This window comes from Lyngbya sp. CCY1209 (genome assembly GCF_035615495.1).
Classification (GTDB): domain Bacteria; phylum Cyanobacteriota; class Cyanobacteriia; order Cyanobacteriales; family Microcoleaceae; genus Limnospira.
The window spans coordinates 1-16,043 of record NZ_JAJENU010000597.1 but is presented as its reverse complement, the minus strand read 5'-3'; the positions used below and the strand labels follow the sequence as shown (position 1 = coordinate 16,043).

Sequence of the window (16,043 nt, the reverse complement as noted above, 5' to 3'; positions counted from 1 at the left end):
AAATTTGGGCGGGGGATGTCCGGGTGGGCATAAAAGGGACTCCACAGTTGCCGGGAAGTTCCAGCAGGCGATCGGGGGGCAAATATTTTGGTTGGGACAAACCGTCGCGATCGCCCCGACAAGACCCGACACGCGCCCCCAAAACCCGACATACATTGAGACGCGCCCCACCCCGATCGCGCCGGGGCGGGGATTGTCAAATCATTCTGAACCCCGACCGGATATCAATGTACGTTGATACTGGTAGTAGGTGGGGGTGGGGGTGCGATCGCGGATCGGTGGTGTTGGGTATCGCTGCGGGGTGAATCTTTGGCGCCCGTGGTTGACCGTCGCGGGGCGTGAAAGTGCTGGGGAGCGATCGGGGTGATGGTGGGGGCGATCGCGCCGATGGGGGGTGGGGTCGGTTTCGGTTTGACGATAACCGCAGAGATTATCGTCAAATTATCGTCAAATGATCGTCAACACAAGTTGGGTGAATCCCCAGAAGCCCGATAAATTAAAGCCGATGGGGGGATTTGAACCCCCGACCGCTCGATTACGAATCGAGTGCTCTACCACTGAGCTACATCGGCACAGTCGTCTATTATAGCAGACGACATCGCGATCGCGCAACACATATCGAAATCGTTTTTATTAAAACGAATCTGGCGGACATCAGATCAAACCGAATCCACCGGAGTCGAACTGCTGGCCCCCGAATACACCACGCCGCGCTGCATATCCAGGGTCAAAATCACCCCGTCCCGAATCACCTGGGTGGCATTCTTCACCCCCACGATCACCGGCACCCCCAGCCGCAGGCCGATCACCGCCGCGTGACTCGTCAGGCTGTCCGCCTCCGTCACCACCCCGGCGGCCTTCCGCATTATCTCCACGAACTCCGCATTCGTCTGCGGCGTCACCAAAATCTCGCCCGGGTTGAAATCCCCCACCATTCCGGGCGATCGCGCCACCCGCGCCCGGCCCGTCACCGTTCCCTGGCCGATGGCGGTCCCCTTACCCAGCACCGCCGTCACCACTTCCACCTTCACCAGATCCGTCGATCCGGGGACCCCCTGCAACGTCCCCGCCGTGGTCACCACCAGATCCCCGTCCGACACCAACCCCTTTTCTCGCGCCACCGTCACGGCCGATTGGAACGTCTGGTCCGTCGAGGGCAAATCCAACACCAACAGCGGCTTCACCCCCCAAACCACGCTCAACTGTCGCGCCACCTCAACGTGGGGGGTGATCGCCAAAATCGGCGTCTGCGGGCGAAACTTCGACACGTTCCGGGCCGTCGCCCCCGTCTTCGTCAACGTCATGATCGCCGCCGCGTCCAACTGCACCGCGATCTGACTCACGGCTTTGGAGATGGCGTTAGGAATCGATCGCCCCGTGTCCTCCACCTTGAGGACGTTCCGGGCGATCCCGTCCCGCTCGATCCGCATCGCGATGCGGGCCATCGTCGCCACCGCCTCCACCGGAAACTTGCCCACCGCCGTCTCGTTGGACAGCATCACGGCATCCGTGCCGTCCAAAATCGCGTTGGCCACGTCGGAAATCTCCGCCCGGGTGGGCCGGGGGTTGTTCACCATGCTGTCAAGCATCTGAGTCGCCGTGATCACCGGAATTCCCATCCGGTTCGCCGTCGCGATCAACCGTTTCTGCAAAATCGGCACGTCCTCGGCGGGCAGTTCCACCCCCAGATCCCCCCGGGCCACCATCACCCCGTTGCAGAGGGCCAAAATCTCCTCCATTTGCTCGATCGCCTCGTGCTTCTCAATTTTGGCGATCACGGGGACTTCCTTCCCCGCCCCGGCGATCAGTTCCTTAATTTCCAAAACATCCTGGGGGTTCCGCACGAAACTGAGGGCGATCCAATCCACCCCCTGATCCAAGCCGAACATCAGATCCCGCCGGTCCTTGTCCGTCAGGGCCTTGACCGACAGGTACACCCCCGGAAAATTGACGCCCTTGCTGTTGGAGAGCAAACCCCCCACCACCACCCGACAGTGCAGGTCCCCCTTCTCGCGGTTCACCTTTTCCACCCGCATCTCCACTTTGCCGTCATCGAGGAGGATCGTCGCCCCATCCGGCACTTCGTCAGCCAGGGGTTCGTAAGTCACCGAGGAGATCTCGTGGGTGCCGGGAAGTTGGCGGCTGGTGAGGATGAACGAGTCGTCCCGGTTCAGGAAAATGGAGCCCGACTCGAATTTGCCCAGGCGAATTTTCGGCCCCTGCAAGTCCTGGAGGATGCCCACGGGTTGATTGAGTTCAAACGACACCTGGCGGATGAGGCGGATGCTGCGCTGGTGATCCTCGTGGGTGCCGTGGGAGAAGTTGAGGCGGAGCGTGGTGGCTCCCGCCTCGATCAGGGCTCTGAGGACGTCCGGTTTCTGCGTCGCCGGCCCGATCGTCGCGACAATTTTCGTTCGGTGCATGAGTTTTGGCGATCGCATAACCTTCATCGAGTCCTATAGGCGCTGGTCTGTTGCAGGATAAAACCTAATGAAAATTTAACCACGCTCCCGACCCTTTTTTGCACAAACCCGGTTTCGGGCCGAAACTATGGACATGACAAGAAACGGCGCTCGCCCTGTCAACCTGGGGATGTCGCCGTTTCCTCTTGAGTAGATGAGCAGAGGGTGAGTAGGGTTTGAGTAGATCCCGTTACCGCTCCAGGATTGTTGGGGCAGCATTGTGAGGAGATCGCGATCGCCGATGCCCCCAACCGGCTCCGATTCAACGAAATGACCCTGAAAGTGGAGATTGACGGGGAACCGATGGACATGGAATGTCCCGAGATGGAATGGGCCGAGCGGTTCAATATTGAGATCAAGGGGACGGAACGGCAAAAGGAGGCGATAACCCATTCAGCAAGGAAGAACGCGATCGCACCATCCAACGGTTTGAGTCTGACCCGCGCCACAGCCATTCTCTTTTCTATGTCCAATTCTGTTTCTTCACGGGTTGCCGTCCGTCCGAGGTGATCGCCCTGCGGTGGTCTAAGGTATTGCAGCCCCAGGGCTTTGCGTTCTGTAACGTTCTGTGTAACGGATCTTTACGATCGCTACAGGGGAAGCCGGCATCAGTGATAGGATGCCGTAAAAACCTTTGAGATGATGTTCTATGGCAGAAGAACTGACAGGAAATCCACCGAAATTCGGCGGCAGCACCGGCGGCCTTCTCACCAAAGCCCAAGTTGAGGAGAAGTACGCGATCACTTGGACCAGCTCCAAAGAGCAGGTCTTTGAAATGCCCACCGGCGGCGCGGCGATCATGAACGAGGGAGAAAACTTGCTTTATCTGGCTCGCAAAGAGCAGTGCTTGGCCCTCGGAACCCAACTGAAAACCAAATTCAAGCCCAAAATCACCGATTACAAGATCTATCGGATCTATGCCGACGGGAACACGGAATATCTCCATCCCAAAGATGGCGTCTTCCCCGAGAAGGTCAACGAAGGCCGCGAATTCAACGGCAAAATCGATCGCAATATCGGCAAAAACCCCAACCCCGCCCAAGTTAAATTTAGCGGAAAAGCGACCTACGAAGTGTAACGCTTCGCGATCGCATTGGGAAATCTCGCTAGGTTGCGATTTGGGGTTGACGGGTTCCCCGACTGGGGAAGATCGTCCCACAGCCGTAACGTCAATTCCGGTCCGGCGGGCGACGGGTTGAACAACCCGGGCCCGCCGGACTGGCATCTAGCCGATTTCCGCTTGTCATCTCGATAAGGATGCGAGCGGAGATCGATTTTCTGTCGAAAGTCGGGAATGGAAACGAGGCGTTTCAGGGTTTTTGTCGGAATGGGCGATCGACACGCGCCTGCGGCCGTGATAAATTGTTCAATGTCGTGCGATTCGTTCGAGCATGAAATAAGGTTGAAATACCCGAAATAACCGCTCGGTGGGACTTTCAACCCCTTGGTTGAACAAAAGGGACGCACCCCTGACCAGTCCCATAACTGTTTGTATGTCCCAAGTTTTGTATCCGGAAGATACAAAATCAGGCAGGGAACTCAAGGTCAAGGCAATCTGGAAAGATACAGATAAATTATGGGAAACCAGAAAACTGATAATCGAACCGGATAGCCAAGAGTAACGGCGATAGCCACCCCCAGTTTCGGAACTCACAATCCCGAGATTGAAGCGGGGAACGGAAGGCATCACTGGGAGCCTACCCTGGTGACTGACCACTGCCAACCATCCAAGATTAGGCATGAGCCGAATGTCTGACATGAACCATCGTAACCAATGTAGTAGCGAAAAGGCTGACACGCTGCGTTCAAAAGAACAAGGGGAAAAGTAGGAGCTTGGCATTGCCACCTACACAGACCTTTGAAAGTACCCCGGTGGAAAGGACAAATCTAAAGATGGAACGCCCGTACAAACGGAACGAAGTAACCCCATCCAGGCTCTGAGTATTTTGGTCGATACCTCAGTAGTAATAAGTGTAAGCGGAAGCCAGAATGGGGGCGAGATGTGACCAGAAGCCAACGCCCAACTGTAATGGAAGGGATATGCTGACGGGTCACGGTTTAACTGTAAAGATAGGGACATAAGTAGTGACTGTAGCGAAATCTAGCCAATTCAAGGGATTTGAAAAACCAAAGCCCACGAACACTAAGAATGCCTGGAGAAATGTCAACTGGGCGAAAGTCCAACGGCAAGTCTTCAAGTTGCAAAAACGTATCTATCAAGCAGCTAAGTCGAGACAGGATGCAAAGGTCAGAAGGTTGCAACGTCTATTTGTGAAATCATACTACGCAAGGCTCTTAGCGGTGAGGAGAGTGACCCAAGATAACCAAGGCAAGAGAACTGCCGGAGTGGACGGTGTGGTAGCAATATCCCCAAAACAAAGGTTTGAACTTGCTGAGGAAATCAAAGGAAACTTCAAAGCCAAACCGTTACGGAGAGTGTGGATACCAAAACCCGGACGACAAGAAAAAAGACCTCTGGGAATCCCCACGATTCGAGACAGAGCCAAGCAAGCCTTGGTTAAATCGGCAATGGAACCCGAATGGGAAGCCAAATTCGAGGGAACAAGCTATGGGTTTAGACCAGGAAGGTCAACCCACGACGCAATATCCCGAATTTTCACAGCTATAACACGGGGTGAGTATTATATACTCGATGCTGACATAGCAAAATGCTTTGACCGAATAAACCATGAACACCTACTGTCCAAACTTCATTGTCCAAGCCGAATAAAAAGAGACATCAAACAATGGCTCAAAGCCGGAGTGCTGGACAACGGCGTATTTGAGGAAACAGAGACAGGGACACCACAAGGAGGGGTAATCAGTCCACTACTAGCCAACATCGCATTGGATGGAATGGAACGGTTAGTCAAAGGAATGTTTCCAAATAAGGGGACGACAACACAAGCCAACCTCATCAGGTACGCCGATGATTTTGTAGTCATCTCAAAAGACCTCAGAATCATTGAACAATGCAAGACTGCTCTATCCGAATGGCTAAAACCCATCGGACTAGAAATCAAACCAGAAAAGACTCGAATATGTCATACGCTCAAACCAATTGAGTATGAAGGCAAGTACCAGGAACCAGGGTTCGATTTTCTAGGATTCAACATCAGGCAATATACGGTTGGAAAACACAAATCCGGTAAAACCGGAGGTACAAACAGCCAACTAATTGGGCATAAAACCCACATCAAACCTAGCCTGGAGGCAGTCAAAGCCCACACCGAAGCGATTAAGGGTGTAATAAAAAGACATAAAACCGCACCCCAATCAATCCTGATTAATAGATTAAACCCCATCATCAAAGGATGGAGCAACTACTACTCAGGAGTAGTCTCCTCGAAGACCTTCAACAAGTTAGACCATACGGTTTGGCGACAATTAAGGGCATGGGCAATAAGAAGATGCGGAAAGGCGAGTAAACTGAGCAAATATTTCCGGCATACAACAGTCAAGCTCAAAAACGAACGGGAAAGACACGAAACGTGCTTCCAGACAAAAGACGGGTTACACCTGATAAAACACAACTGGACACAAATCGTTCACCATACCCTAGTACGCCCCAACGCAACACCATACGATGGCAACTGGATATACTGGGCAACCAGACGAGGCAAATCAACTGAAACCTCGACCCGAGTAGCCAAACTACTCAAAAAACAAAAAGGCAAGTGCAACTGGTGCGGACAATACTTCACCAGCACCGACCAAACAGAGATAGACCACATTCAACCTAGAAGCCAAGGCGGAAAGGATGAGTACAAAAACCTCCAACTGTTGCACCGCCACTGTCACGACAATAAAACCGCTCTCGATGAGTGGAAGGCTGTATCCATGACAAAGGAACAGTTAGACTAGGAGCCGTGTGAGGTGAAAGTCTCATGCACGCTTGGAGAATGGGAGGGGGAGAAGGCGACTTCTCTCTCGACCCCTAATTGTATCCAAAATTCAAGTGCTTCTCGAAACGAGCCGAGCCGGACGGACGCTTTGACTCTATACGAGTTCCCCACCACTAAGACCATGATTTTTCCAGATTTCTCTGAATTCTCCCAACTGGCGACCCGGGGCAACTTCATTCCCGTCTATCAGGAGTGGGTGGCGGACTTAGATACGCCCGTTTCGGCCTGGTATCGCGTCTGCGCGGGCCAGCCCTACAACTTCCTGCTGGAGTCGGTGGAGGGGGGAGAAAAGATCGGGCGCTACAGTTTTTTGGGCTGCGATCCCCTGTGGATTTTGGAGGCGAGGGGCGATCGCACCGTGCAGCGGTATCGGGACGGGAAAGAAGAAGATTTCGAGGGCGATCCGTTTCAGGTTTTGGCCGACTGTCTCAGACCCTATCAACCGGTGAACTTGCCGCAACTGCCGCCGGGAATCGGGGGATTGTTCGGGTTTTGGGGGTACGAATTGATCCACTGGATCGAACCGCGAGTTCCCGTCTATCCCCCCGAGGCGGGGGACTTCCCGGACGGGTTGTGGATGCAGTTCGACAGTTTGTTAATTTTCGACCAGGTGAAGCGGAAAGTGTGGGCGATCGCTTACGCAGATTTGCGGGAAACCGATCGGGAAACGGCTTATCATCAGGCTTGCGATCGCGTCTCCCAACTGGTGGACAAGCTGCAATCTCCCCTGTCCCGCCAGAGTACCCTGTTGGAGTGGACGCCTCCCCACGGACGGACTGAGGACAAAAACCCGCAATATACCAGCAATTTTACCCGCGACCAATTCTGTGCGGCGGTGGACAAAGCCAAGGACTATATCCGCGCCGGAGATATATTCCAAGTCGTCATCTCCCAGCGGTTGGAAGCCGACTACGACGGCGATCCCTTCTCGTTATATCGATCGCTGCGGTTGATCAACCCTTCCCCCTACATGGCTTATTTTAACTTCGGGGATTGGCAGATCATCGGGTCGAGTCCGGAAGTGATGGTGAAGGCCGAAAAAACTGATAATGGAAAAGCCATCGCCACCCTGCGGCCGATCGCCGGAACCCGGAAACGCGGCCAAACGACTCAAGAAGATGAGGCGTTGGAAACAGATCTGCTCCAAGATCCCAAAGAAATCGCCGAGCACGTTATGTTAGTCGATCTCGGACGCAATGACCTGGGGCGAGTCTGCAACAGCGGCACGGTGCGCGTCGATGAATTGATGGTCGTCGAACGCTACTCCCACGTCATGCACATCGTCAGTAACGTGGTGGGGGAATTGTCCGGCGACAAAACCGCCTGGGACTTGCTGAAAGCCTGTTTCCCGGCGGGAACCGTCAGCGGCGCCCCCAAAATTCGGGCGATGGAAATTATCCACGAATTGGAACCGAGCCGCCGCGGCCCCTATTCTGGAGTTTACGGTTACTATGATTTTGAAGGACAACTCAACAGCGCCATCACTATCCGCACCATGATGGTGCGTCGGCGGGAAGACGGGACGCGGCAGGTTTCGGTCCAAGCCGGCGCCGGACTGGTGGCCGACTCCCAACCCCAAATGGAATACGAAGAAACCCTCAACAAAGCGAGGGGATTACTCGAAGCGATTCGCTGTTTGAAAGTTTAGGGTGTAGGGTGTAGGGTGTAGGGTGTAGGGGCAACCTTATACGGTTGCCGGTTCCGATTCCCGATTCTCCGGTTGCCGGTTCCGATTCCCGATTTCCCATTAAGAAGCGCGTAGGGGCAACCGTCTCTGGTTGCCGGTTCCGATTCCCGATTCTCTGGTTGCCGGTTCCGATTCCCGATTCTCTGGTTGCCGGTTCCGATTCCCGATTCCCGATTTCCCATTAAGAAGCGCGTAGCGCCATACTACTCAATTCCCAGGTTGCTCCTATGAATTTCTACATCGTCGATGTTTTTGCCGAAGCCAAATATGCCGGGAATCAACTTGCCGTTTTTTTGGGTGAGGGTACAGCCTCTTTATCCGACGAAGAAATGTTAGAAATTGCCCGGGAGATTAATTATTCAGAAACCACCTTTATCCGCTCCGAAAATTTAGAAGATGGTGGCTACGACGTGCGAATTTTTACCCCCTCGAAGGAACTGCCCTTCGCCGGACATCCAACCTTGGGAACCGCCTATATTATTCAACAGGAAATCATCAAAAAAGCCGTCGATCGCATCACTCTCAACCTGGGCGTGGGTCAGATTCCGGTGACGTGGAGCGATACGGAAACCGAGGAAGAATTGCTGTGGATGCGGCAAAATCCTCCCGAATTTTATCATAGTTTTGACCGGGATGCGATCGCGCCCGTGTTGGGTTTGGAAATTGAAGATTTCGACGATCGCTTCCCCATCCAAGAAGTCTCGACGGGGGTTCCGTTTATTATTACGCCCCTCAAAACCCAAGCCGCGCTCAGAAAGGCGAAGGTCAATTTAGACGCTTATTATCAATTCATTAAAACCGCGAACGCCAAAGAAATTTTCCTGTTTTGTCCCGAAGCCTACGACCCGGAACACCAGTTCAGCGCCCGGATGTTCGCCCCCGCCCTGGGTATTCCGGAAGATCCGGCGACGGGGAGCGCCAACGGCTGTTTCGCCGGGTATTTGGCGCATTACAACTATTTTGGGAGCGATCGCGTCGAGGTACAGGTGGAACAGGGTTACGAAATCGATCGCCCGTCTTTGCTATTCTTAAAAGCGCAAAAAAATGGGGATAAAATTGAAGTGATGGTGGGGGGGAAAGTGGTTGCGATCGCCCGGGGGGAATGGTTGAATTAAATTCAAAATTCAAAATTCAAAATTCAAAAATTCCGAACGCGGATGAATCGGATTTCACGGATCATACTAATATCAAATCCGGTTGAATACTCGGAACAAAACGGGTTGGATATCAAGACCGCTTGGGAATCAATTCCCCGAGGGCGCAAGCCAGGGGCCCCGAGGGCGCAAGCCAGGGGCCCCTACTAGCACAAATCATCGGTCGATGATTGGGGAGTTTGTACGGTTAAAAACTGGATCTGATATCAAATCCGGTTGAATACCCAGAAATCAAAACCAACTCCGGCTCCCCCCTTTCTCCCCCCAATTCTCCCCCCTTTCTCCCCCCTTTCTCCCCCCAATTCTCCCCCCAATTCTCCCCCCAATTCTCCCCCCTTTCAAAGGGGGGCTGGGGGGGATGGGGGCCGGGGGGGGATGGGGGCTGGGGGGGGATGAGGGGGGGCGGGTAAATAACCGGATCTGATACAATTATTGATTCGCGAATCGCCCCTACACCCTACACCCTTCCATGAAAATCACTAACTTGCACGAGATCCCAGAAAAATCGGTATCCCACAATCCGGACATCAAAAAAAAGGTGATGCTGCAACTCGGAGATCTGCCGAATTTGACCAACTTTTCCCAAGCCCGATTCGCCCCCGGTCAAATTGCCCGAGCCCACGCCCATGGGGATATGTGCGAAGTCTTTTTCGTAGAGTCGGGGTCGGGAACCATCCAAATTGACGGCACGACTTACGATCTGAGGGCGGGAGCGTGCATCGCCGTGGAAGTGGGGGAAGTGCACGAAATTGCCAACACCGGATCGGCAGAATTAGTGTTAACCTATTTCGGATTGCGGGTTCCGACCGACTCCAAAGCGGATTAATTTTTCCGGGGCGGTTGAGCTTGGCCAGGAATTCGCTATAATCTGTGGATATTTTGACCGAGGGCGTGGGGACTCGCCCCGGGGCGGAAAGTGCATATTGTGAGGAGACGTGCATGAACATACTTGGAATCTCAGCCTACTACCACGACAGTGCCGCGGCTTTAGTCCGGGACGGGGATATCGTCGCCGCCGCCCAGGAGGAGCGATTTTCCCGCAAAAAGCACGACGCCCGATTTCCGGAACAGGCCGTCCGCTACTGCCTGAAAGAGGCTGGCATCACCCTCCAGGATATCGATCGCATCGTCTTCTACGACAAACCCCTCATCAAATTTGAACGCCTCCTCGAAACCTATATCAGCTACGCCCCGCGCGGGTTTCGCTCCTTCATCGCGGCCATGCCGATTTGGCTCAAAGAAAAGTTATATCTCAAAACCCTATTAAAACGAGAACTCGCCGCCCTCCTGGGGGTAAAAAAAGCCGTCCTGCCCCCCCTGATGTTCACCGAACACCACCAGTCCCACGCCGCCTCCGCCTTCTTCCCGAGTCCCTTTGAAAAAGCCGCCGTGATGTGCCTCGACGGGGTGGGCGAGTGGGCCACCACCTCCGTCTGGTCGGGAGAGGGCAACAGCCTCACCCCCCTGTGGGAAATCGACTTTCCCCACTCCCTCGGTTTGCTGTATTCCGCCTTCACCTACTACACGGGATTCAAAGTCAACTCGGGGGAATACAAATTGATGGGGTTGGCGCCCTACGGGGAACCCCGCTACGTCGATCGCATTTTGACCCATTTAATCGACCTCAAGGACGACGGCACGTTCCGGTTGAATATGGAGTATTTCAACTACGCCACCGGGTTGACGATGACGAATAAAAAGTTCGATCGCCTGTTCGACGGCCCGCCCCGGAAGCCAGAAACCCAAATTAGCCAGCGGGAAATGGACATCGCCGCCTCCATCCAGGTGGTGACGGAGGAAGTGGTGCTGCGGTTGGCCCGCACGGTTCAAAAAGAGCTCGGCGTCGATTACCTGTGTCTGGCCGGCGGTGTCGCCCTCAACTGCGTCGCCAACGGGCGCCTGCTGCGGGAAGGACCTTTCAAGGACATTTGGGTGCAACCGGCGGCAGGAGATGCCGGAGGTGCCTTGGGGGCGGCTTTGGCGGTTTGGTATCAGTATTGCGAACAGCCCCGGACGGTAAAACGGGAAATTGTCAAGGCGGCGGAAACGGAACTCGAAGCCGCGGTGGGTGCGGAAACGGCGGTGGCAACCCTCACGCCCCGGGTGAGGCCGACGGCGGCGCCTGCCGATATGATGAAGGGTGCCTATCTGGGCCCGAATTTCAGCAATGCCGAAATTCGCGATTATCTCGACTGCATTGATGCCCGGTATATCTATTTAGAAGATGTCGAACTGATGCCCCGGTTGGCGGATATCCTCGCCGAGGGCAATGTGGTGGGCTGGTTCCAGGGCCGGATGGAGTTTGGGCCGCGGGCGTTGGGGGGGCGATCGATTATCGGCGACCCCCGCAACACCAAAATGCAGTCGGTGATGAACCTGAAAATCAAATATCGGGAGTCGTTCCGGCCGTTTGCCCCGTCGGTGTTGGCGGAGCGGGTTTCGGACTATTTTGAACACGATCGCCCCAGTCCCTATATGCTGATGGTGGCGCCGGTGAAGGAGTCCCGCCGGATTCCGATGACGGCCGAACAGCAGCAGTTATTTGGCATCGAAAAACTGAACATTCCGCGATCGGAAATTCCCGCCATCACCCACGTCGATTATTCCGCCCGCATTCAAACCGTCCACAAAGAAACTAACCCCCGCTACCACAGTTTAATCAGCCATTTCGATAAACGGACGGGGTGCGGGGCGATCGTCAACACCTCCTTCAACGTCCGGGGCGAACCCATCGTCTGCACCCCCGAAGACGCCTACCGCTGCTTCATGCGGACGGAGATGGATTATCTGGTGTTGGAAAATTACCTCCTCGCCAAAACTGAACAGACCCCCTGGGAAAAAGACGAATCTTGGAAACAAGAATTCGAGCTCGATTAATCCCCCAATCCCCGCCAATCATCGCTCAAACCCGACCCCAATCTGCGTCAATCTGCGAAATCTGCGGATCGTTCACTTTCACTTTAAAAAATCACTATGGCCGTTCACGATATCCCCAAACTCGATCGCCGAGGACTGCGAAAATTCGGACTGACAACGGGTGCAATTTTTGCGGTATTATTCGGCTTCCTGCTGCCGCTCCTGTTCCGCCACTGGCCCCCCCCGGCGTGGCCCTGGGTCATCGGGGCGGTGCTCGGCGCCTGGGCCTTAGTGTCCCCCTCCACCCTCAACCCGGTGTATCACGTCTGGATGCGGTTCGGGTTACTGCTCAACTGGATCAACACCCGAATTATTCTGGGGGTCGTGTTTTACGCTATGATCGCACCGATGGGGGCGATCAAGCGTCTGTTTGGTTCCGATGCCATGCGGCGGGATCTCGATCCCGACTTGCCGACCTATCGGGTTCCCAGCAAACCCAGAAATAAAATGAGTATGGAGCGTCCGTATTAGTGTTTGAAGCGACAGTAGATTTTCTCAAAGATTTGTGGGGATTTTTGAGGGAGCGAAAAAAATATTGGCTGCTCCCCCTAATCATTACCCTGGTGTTGTTGGGGGCGTTGATCGTTCTGAGTCAGGGTTCCGCGATCGCACCGTTTATTTACACGCTGTTTTGATGCCGTGCGGGGGGTAAAATAGGGTTGTCAAAATGGGGGAAAGGTCGCCTCTCCCCTCGTTTTTATGGCTTATCGTCGAAAGTCCGGGTTTGAATTTATTTTCCATGAAAAACCTGAAAAATAGTCGGCAAATTCTCAAGGTTTTCGCGATCAATTTCGCCCTCATCCTGCTGGTGTTGGAGGGGGTGCCGCTGCTGTTTTATTTGATAACGGAAGGGCGGTTGATTTATAGCCGCGATCGCACCCAAAATGAAGCTAGAGAGGCGTTGCAGCAAACTGGCGTTCGGATGCCGGAGGATGATCAGGAACGGGAGGCGATCGTCGAGCGGTTCCAGCCCTATTTCGGATATGTCTTGAAACCGGGAATTTTTGGCGAAAACCAGTTTGGTTTGAAAGTCAACAATTACGGTTTCTTCACCCTCTACGACTATCCGTTTCAGAAGGCAAATGACAATCAGTTTATTATCGGTATTTTCGGCGGCTCGGTGGCGGTGGATTTCGCCAACAATGAAGTCGTCAACAAGGGGGCAACGACCACATTAATTCAACAACTCAAATCCGTTCCCGCACTGGCAAATAAAGAGTTGATTATTTTAAACTTTGCCCACGGGGGTTACAAACAGCCCCAACAGTTATTGATTCTCAATTATTTCCTCTCCATCGGGCAGGAATTCGACCTGATTATCAATATTGACGGTTTCAATGAAGTTGCCCTTCCCCCATTAAATAACGAAGCCTCCGTCCCCATTTCCATGCCGAGTTTCCAGCACATTCAACCGCTGACATCCTTGGCAAATACGAGCCTTCCCGTTATTATGGCGATCGCCGATGTCACGAAAACCAAAGAGAAACTGCAAGAAAAAGTCGAACAGTTGGAAAACTGCAATTTAGCCTCCTGTTACGCCCTGACATCCTATCAAGTTGACACCTTACTCAAACAATACCAAGATGGGGTATCCGAGTTGGAAGAATTGCAACTCGAATTGAAAAAAAATGAGAGTAGCTTAGAAAATAGCCTGATTTCTATGCCGAAAAATAAACAGGTTTTGGGAGAGGCGATCGCTTTCGATCAAATGGTTGACTTATGGGCAACTTCTTCCCAAATGATTCATCAAGTTTTGTCGGCTCGAAATATTCCTTACTTCCAAGTTATCCAACCCAATCAATACCACCCCACCGGACGAACCTTTACCGCAGAAGAAAAAAACCTGTTTGTCAATACACCCTACCTCGAAGGTGTTCAACAAGGCTATCCTCGCCTATTAGAGCGAGTAGAAACCTTGCAAAATTCCGGCATTAATGTCATCAATGCTGTCACCGTTTTCGATGAAGAAAAAGAAAGTGTTTATCGGGATAACTGCTGTCATTATAACCCCAAAGGACAAGAGATATTTACAGAATATATTGGACAATCTGTGGGCGAAAAACTGAAGTAAAGTCAATAATTTTTTTTGATTTCAATCATGAATAAAATTGACATCAAGCACATTAAAGAATGGGTCAAAATCGCCCTCGTCAACCTGGTGATGTTGGCGGTATTTCTCGAACTCGGTTCGTTGGCGTTTTATTTTATCCGCAACAATCAGTTTTTCTACACGCGGGAACGGCCCCAAACCAGCCAAGATTTGGGATTAAATTTGGAAGGGATGAGAATGGAACTGTCGGTCGTGGAACGACTGCATCCCTTTTTCGGCTACGTTCAAAAGCCGGGGCCGGATTTTCGTCCGGGATTCATGTACAACAATTATGGATTTATTTCGCCCTACGATTATCCGTTCGTAAAAACCAACGAGAATCAATATATTGTCGGAGTTTTTGGCGGTTCTGTCGCCTCCAACTATTCTATTTTTGAAATTCAGAATAAAATTTTAGAAACCAAACTGAAGCAGATCCCGGAATTAAAAGATAAAGAAATTATCATTCTGTCCTTCGCGACGGGGGGATACAAACAACCCCAGCAACTTCTGATTTTAAATTATATGCTGTCGGTCGGTCAAGTCTTCGACATGGTAATTAACATCGACGGCTTCAACGAAATTGCCCTGTCCAACGTCAACAACGATCGCCAATTGGACTTGATGATGCCGAGTGCGGCCCACATCGAACCGCTGACGAGTCTGGCGAATAACAATTTATCCACAAAAGCACTGGAAACGTTGTTAAAAATTAAAGAAACGAAGCCGAGAATTAATGACGCGATCGCCACTTTAAAAGATTGCAACCTGGCATCCTGCCACACCCTCAACTCCCTCCACGTCCGGCGACTCATTCAAGATTACCGCCGGGACGTGAAACGATTTCAAAGATATCAACAAAACCCCGACGAAGAAGGGGAAGGCAGCGTCTTTTTATTTTATCAGCAAGAATCCCCCTTGCCCGAACCGGAAGCATTACAAAAAATTATCAATAATTGGGTCAAAACATCGACGCTGATGAGTCAAATCTTGTCCGCCCAAAATATCCCCTATTTTCACGTCATCCAACCCAACCAATATTATCCCACCGATCGCGTCTACAGCGAAGAAGAACGCGAAGTTGCCTTCAGCGATGATAGTCCCTACGGCGATGCGATCGAAGTCGGCTATCCGATCTTATTGAATCGCATTCCGGAGTTGCAAGCCGCCGGCGTGACGGTTTTTAATGGGGTAAAAGCCCTCGATCGATCGCCGGAAATCATGTATATCGATGATTGTTGCCACTACACTCCGGCGGGAGAACGCCTGCTGTCCAGCTATATCGCCGAAAGTATTGTCAATACCCTGAATCCGCAGAAAAAACAGCCGCAAGAACCCGAATCGGGTTCGTAGATATCACGTTATAGCCATCAATGGCGAAACAATGATGTGCTATTTTCAGAATCGGATTGGATGCTTTAATACCAAAGTATGCCGGGAAGTTCAATTGCATAGTTAAAGGGCTGATGGAATAGGGGACAATTTTGAGATACAGTTGAGAAGTCAAAGTCCCCCCTTTTCAAGGGGGATTGAGGGGGAGCGATCGCCCGCCGCGTCATGATTTGCTGACCTCGGCGACTCTCCCATTGACAACCGCAAATTCGAGGGAGCGATCGCACTATAATATAGCAACGGCCAAAGCGATTGGGACAGTTATGCTCTAACCCAGTCCACTTGAGTGGACTTTTGCTATTAGCCTTGAAATTCATTTCAAGGCGGGTTTAAATTGGCAGAACAGTCCTAAGCGTCATGGCTGCTATATCAATCGGAAACCATTTGTAAAATTGTCTGGCCCCCAAACCCCCAATACTGGGGGCTTTGAGTCAATCA

The 16,043-nt window shown here is 52.5% G+C and carries 13 protein-coding genes and 1 tRNA gene; 11 read left to right on the top strand and 3 right to left on the bottom strand.

What is annotated here, in order from left to right:
• Positions 1 to 224: 224 nt before the first annotated feature.
• The 3 genes from LKE08_RS22160 to pyk all read right to left on the bottom strand — a co-directional run bounded on the left by LKE08_RS22160 (position 225) and on the right by pyk (position 2,441).
• Positions 225 to 440: a hypothetical protein gene (locus LKE08_RS22160; protein WP_324706441.1), complete on the bottom strand. Its 216-nt coding sequence runs from the start codon at positions 438 to 440 to the stop codon at positions 225 to 227.
• A 60-nt stretch (positions 441 to 500) separates the two neighbouring features.
• Positions 501 to 572: transfer RNA gene (locus LKE08_RS22155), tRNA-Thr, on the bottom strand.
• A gap of 87 nt (positions 573 to 659) precedes the next feature.
• A complete protein-coding gene (gene pyk, locus LKE08_RS22150) occupies positions 660 to 2,441 on the bottom strand; it encodes a pyruvate kinase (RefSeq protein ID WP_324706442.1) in 1,782 nt (593 codons plus the stop codon).
• Positions 2,442 to 2,669: 228 nt separating this feature from the next.
• On the opposite strand from pyk, the gene LKE08_RS22145 reads away from it, so the two are divergent.
• The 11 genes from LKE08_RS22145 (at position 2,670) to LKE08_RS22095 (ending at position 15,566) form a co-directional block, all read left to right on the top strand.
• Positions 2,670 to 2,972 carry a hypothetical protein gene (locus tag LKE08_RS22145; protein ID WP_324706440.1) on the top strand — a complete coding sequence of 101 codons (303 nt, stop codon included), beginning with the start codon at positions 2,670 to 2,672 and terminating at the stop codon, positions 2,970 to 2,972.
• A 139-nt stretch (positions 2,973 to 3,111) separates the two neighbouring features.
• Positions 3,112 to 3,540, top strand: a complete 429-nt coding sequence (locus LKE08_RS22140) for a photosystem I reaction center subunit II PsaD (RefSeq protein ID WP_324706439.1) — start codon at positions 3,112 to 3,114, stop codon at positions 3,538 to 3,540.
• Positions 3,541 to 4,547: 1,007 nt separating this feature from the next.
• Positions 4,548 to 6,326, top strand: coding sequence for a group II intron reverse transcriptase/maturase (gene ltrA / locus LKE08_RS22135; RefSeq protein ID WP_324706438.1), 1,779 nt, complete (start codon positions 4,548 to 4,550; stop codon positions 6,324 to 6,326).
• A gap of 162 nt (positions 6,327 to 6,488) precedes the next feature.
• Positions 6,489 to 8,015: an anthranilate synthase component I gene (gene trpE / locus LKE08_RS22130; protein ID WP_324706437.1), complete on the top strand. Its 1,527-nt coding sequence runs from the start codon at positions 6,489 to 6,491 to the stop codon at positions 8,013 to 8,015.
• A gap of 266 nt (positions 8,016 to 8,281) precedes the next feature.
• Complete coding sequence (locus LKE08_RS22125) at positions 8,282 to 9,169, top strand: PhzF family phenazine biosynthesis protein (protein WP_324706436.1); 888 nt, start codon at positions 8,282 to 8,284, stop codon at positions 9,167 to 9,169.
• Positions 9,170 to 9,677: 508 nt separating this feature from the next.
• Positions 9,678 to 10,034 (top strand): cupin domain-containing protein, encoded by a 357-nt coding sequence (locus LKE08_RS22120; RefSeq protein WP_324706435.1) that lies wholly within the window; start codon positions 9,678 to 9,680, stop codon positions 10,032 to 10,034.
• Between the two features lie 113 nt (positions 10,035 to 10,147).
• The gene (locus LKE08_RS22115; protein WP_324706434.1) at positions 10,148 to 12,085 is read left to right on the top strand and encodes a carbamoyltransferase; all 1,938 of its coding nucleotides are present in this window, start codon (positions 10,148 to 10,150) and stop codon (positions 12,083 to 12,085) included.
• Between the two features lie 96 nt (positions 12,086 to 12,181).
• Entirely contained in the window at positions 12,182 to 12,595 is a 414-nt protein-coding gene (locus LKE08_RS22110; RefSeq protein ID WP_324706433.1) for an SxtJ family membrane protein, read from the top strand.
• Positions 12,595 to 12,759 (top strand): DUF5989 family protein, encoded by a 165-nt coding sequence (locus tag LKE08_RS22105; RefSeq protein ID WP_324706432.1) that lies wholly within the window; start codon positions 12,595 to 12,597, stop codon positions 12,757 to 12,759. Before LKE08_RS22110 ends, LKE08_RS22105 begins: the two co-directional genes overlap by 1 nt.
• 104 nt (positions 12,760 to 12,863) lie before the next feature.
• The gene (locus tag LKE08_RS22100; protein ID WP_324706431.1) at positions 12,864 to 14,195 is read left to right on the top strand and encodes a hypothetical protein; all 1,332 of its coding nucleotides are present in this window, start codon (positions 12,864 to 12,866) and stop codon (positions 14,193 to 14,195) included.
• 27 nt (positions 14,196 to 14,222) lie between these two features.
• A complete protein-coding gene (locus LKE08_RS22095) occupies positions 14,223 to 15,566 on the top strand; it encodes a hypothetical protein (protein WP_324706430.1) in 1,344 nt (447 codons plus the stop codon).
• Positions 15,567 to 16,043: the final 477 nt, after the last annotated feature.

Bases quoted from the DNA above. Each gene is read 5' to 3' on its own strand.
- pyk (WP_324706442.1), bottom strand. From the start codon at position 2,441: ATGCGATCGCCAAAACTCATGCACCGAACGAAAATTGTCGCGACGATC.
- LKE08_RS22140 (WP_324706439.1), top strand. From the start codon at position 3,112: ATGGCAGAAGAACTGACAGGAAATCCACCGAAATTCGGCGGCAGCACC.
- LKE08_RS22110 (WP_324706433.1), top strand. From the start codon at position 12,182: ATGGCCGTTCACGATATCCCCAAACTCGATCGCCGAGGACTGCGAAAA.
- LKE08_RS22115 (WP_324706434.1), top strand. From the start codon at position 10,148: ATGAACATACTTGGAATCTCAGCCTACTACCACGACAGTGCCGCGGCT.
- LKE08_RS22095 (WP_324706430.1), top strand. From the start codon at position 14,223: ATGAATAAAATTGACATCAAGCACATTAAAGAATGGGTCAAAATCGCC.
- LKE08_RS22120 (WP_324706435.1), top strand. From the start codon at position 9,678: ATGAAAATCACTAACTTGCACGAGATCCCAGAAAAATCGGTATCCCAC.
- LKE08_RS22125 (WP_324706436.1), top strand. From the start codon at position 8,282: ATGAATTTCTACATCGTCGATGTTTTTGCCGAAGCCAAATATGCCGGG.
- trpE (WP_324706437.1), top strand. From the start codon at position 6,489: ATGATTTTTCCAGATTTCTCTGAATTCTCCCAACTGGCGACCCGGGGC.
- LKE08_RS22100 (WP_324706431.1), top strand. From the start codon at position 12,864: ATGAAAAACCTGAAAAATAGTCGGCAAATTCTCAAGGTTTTCGCGATC.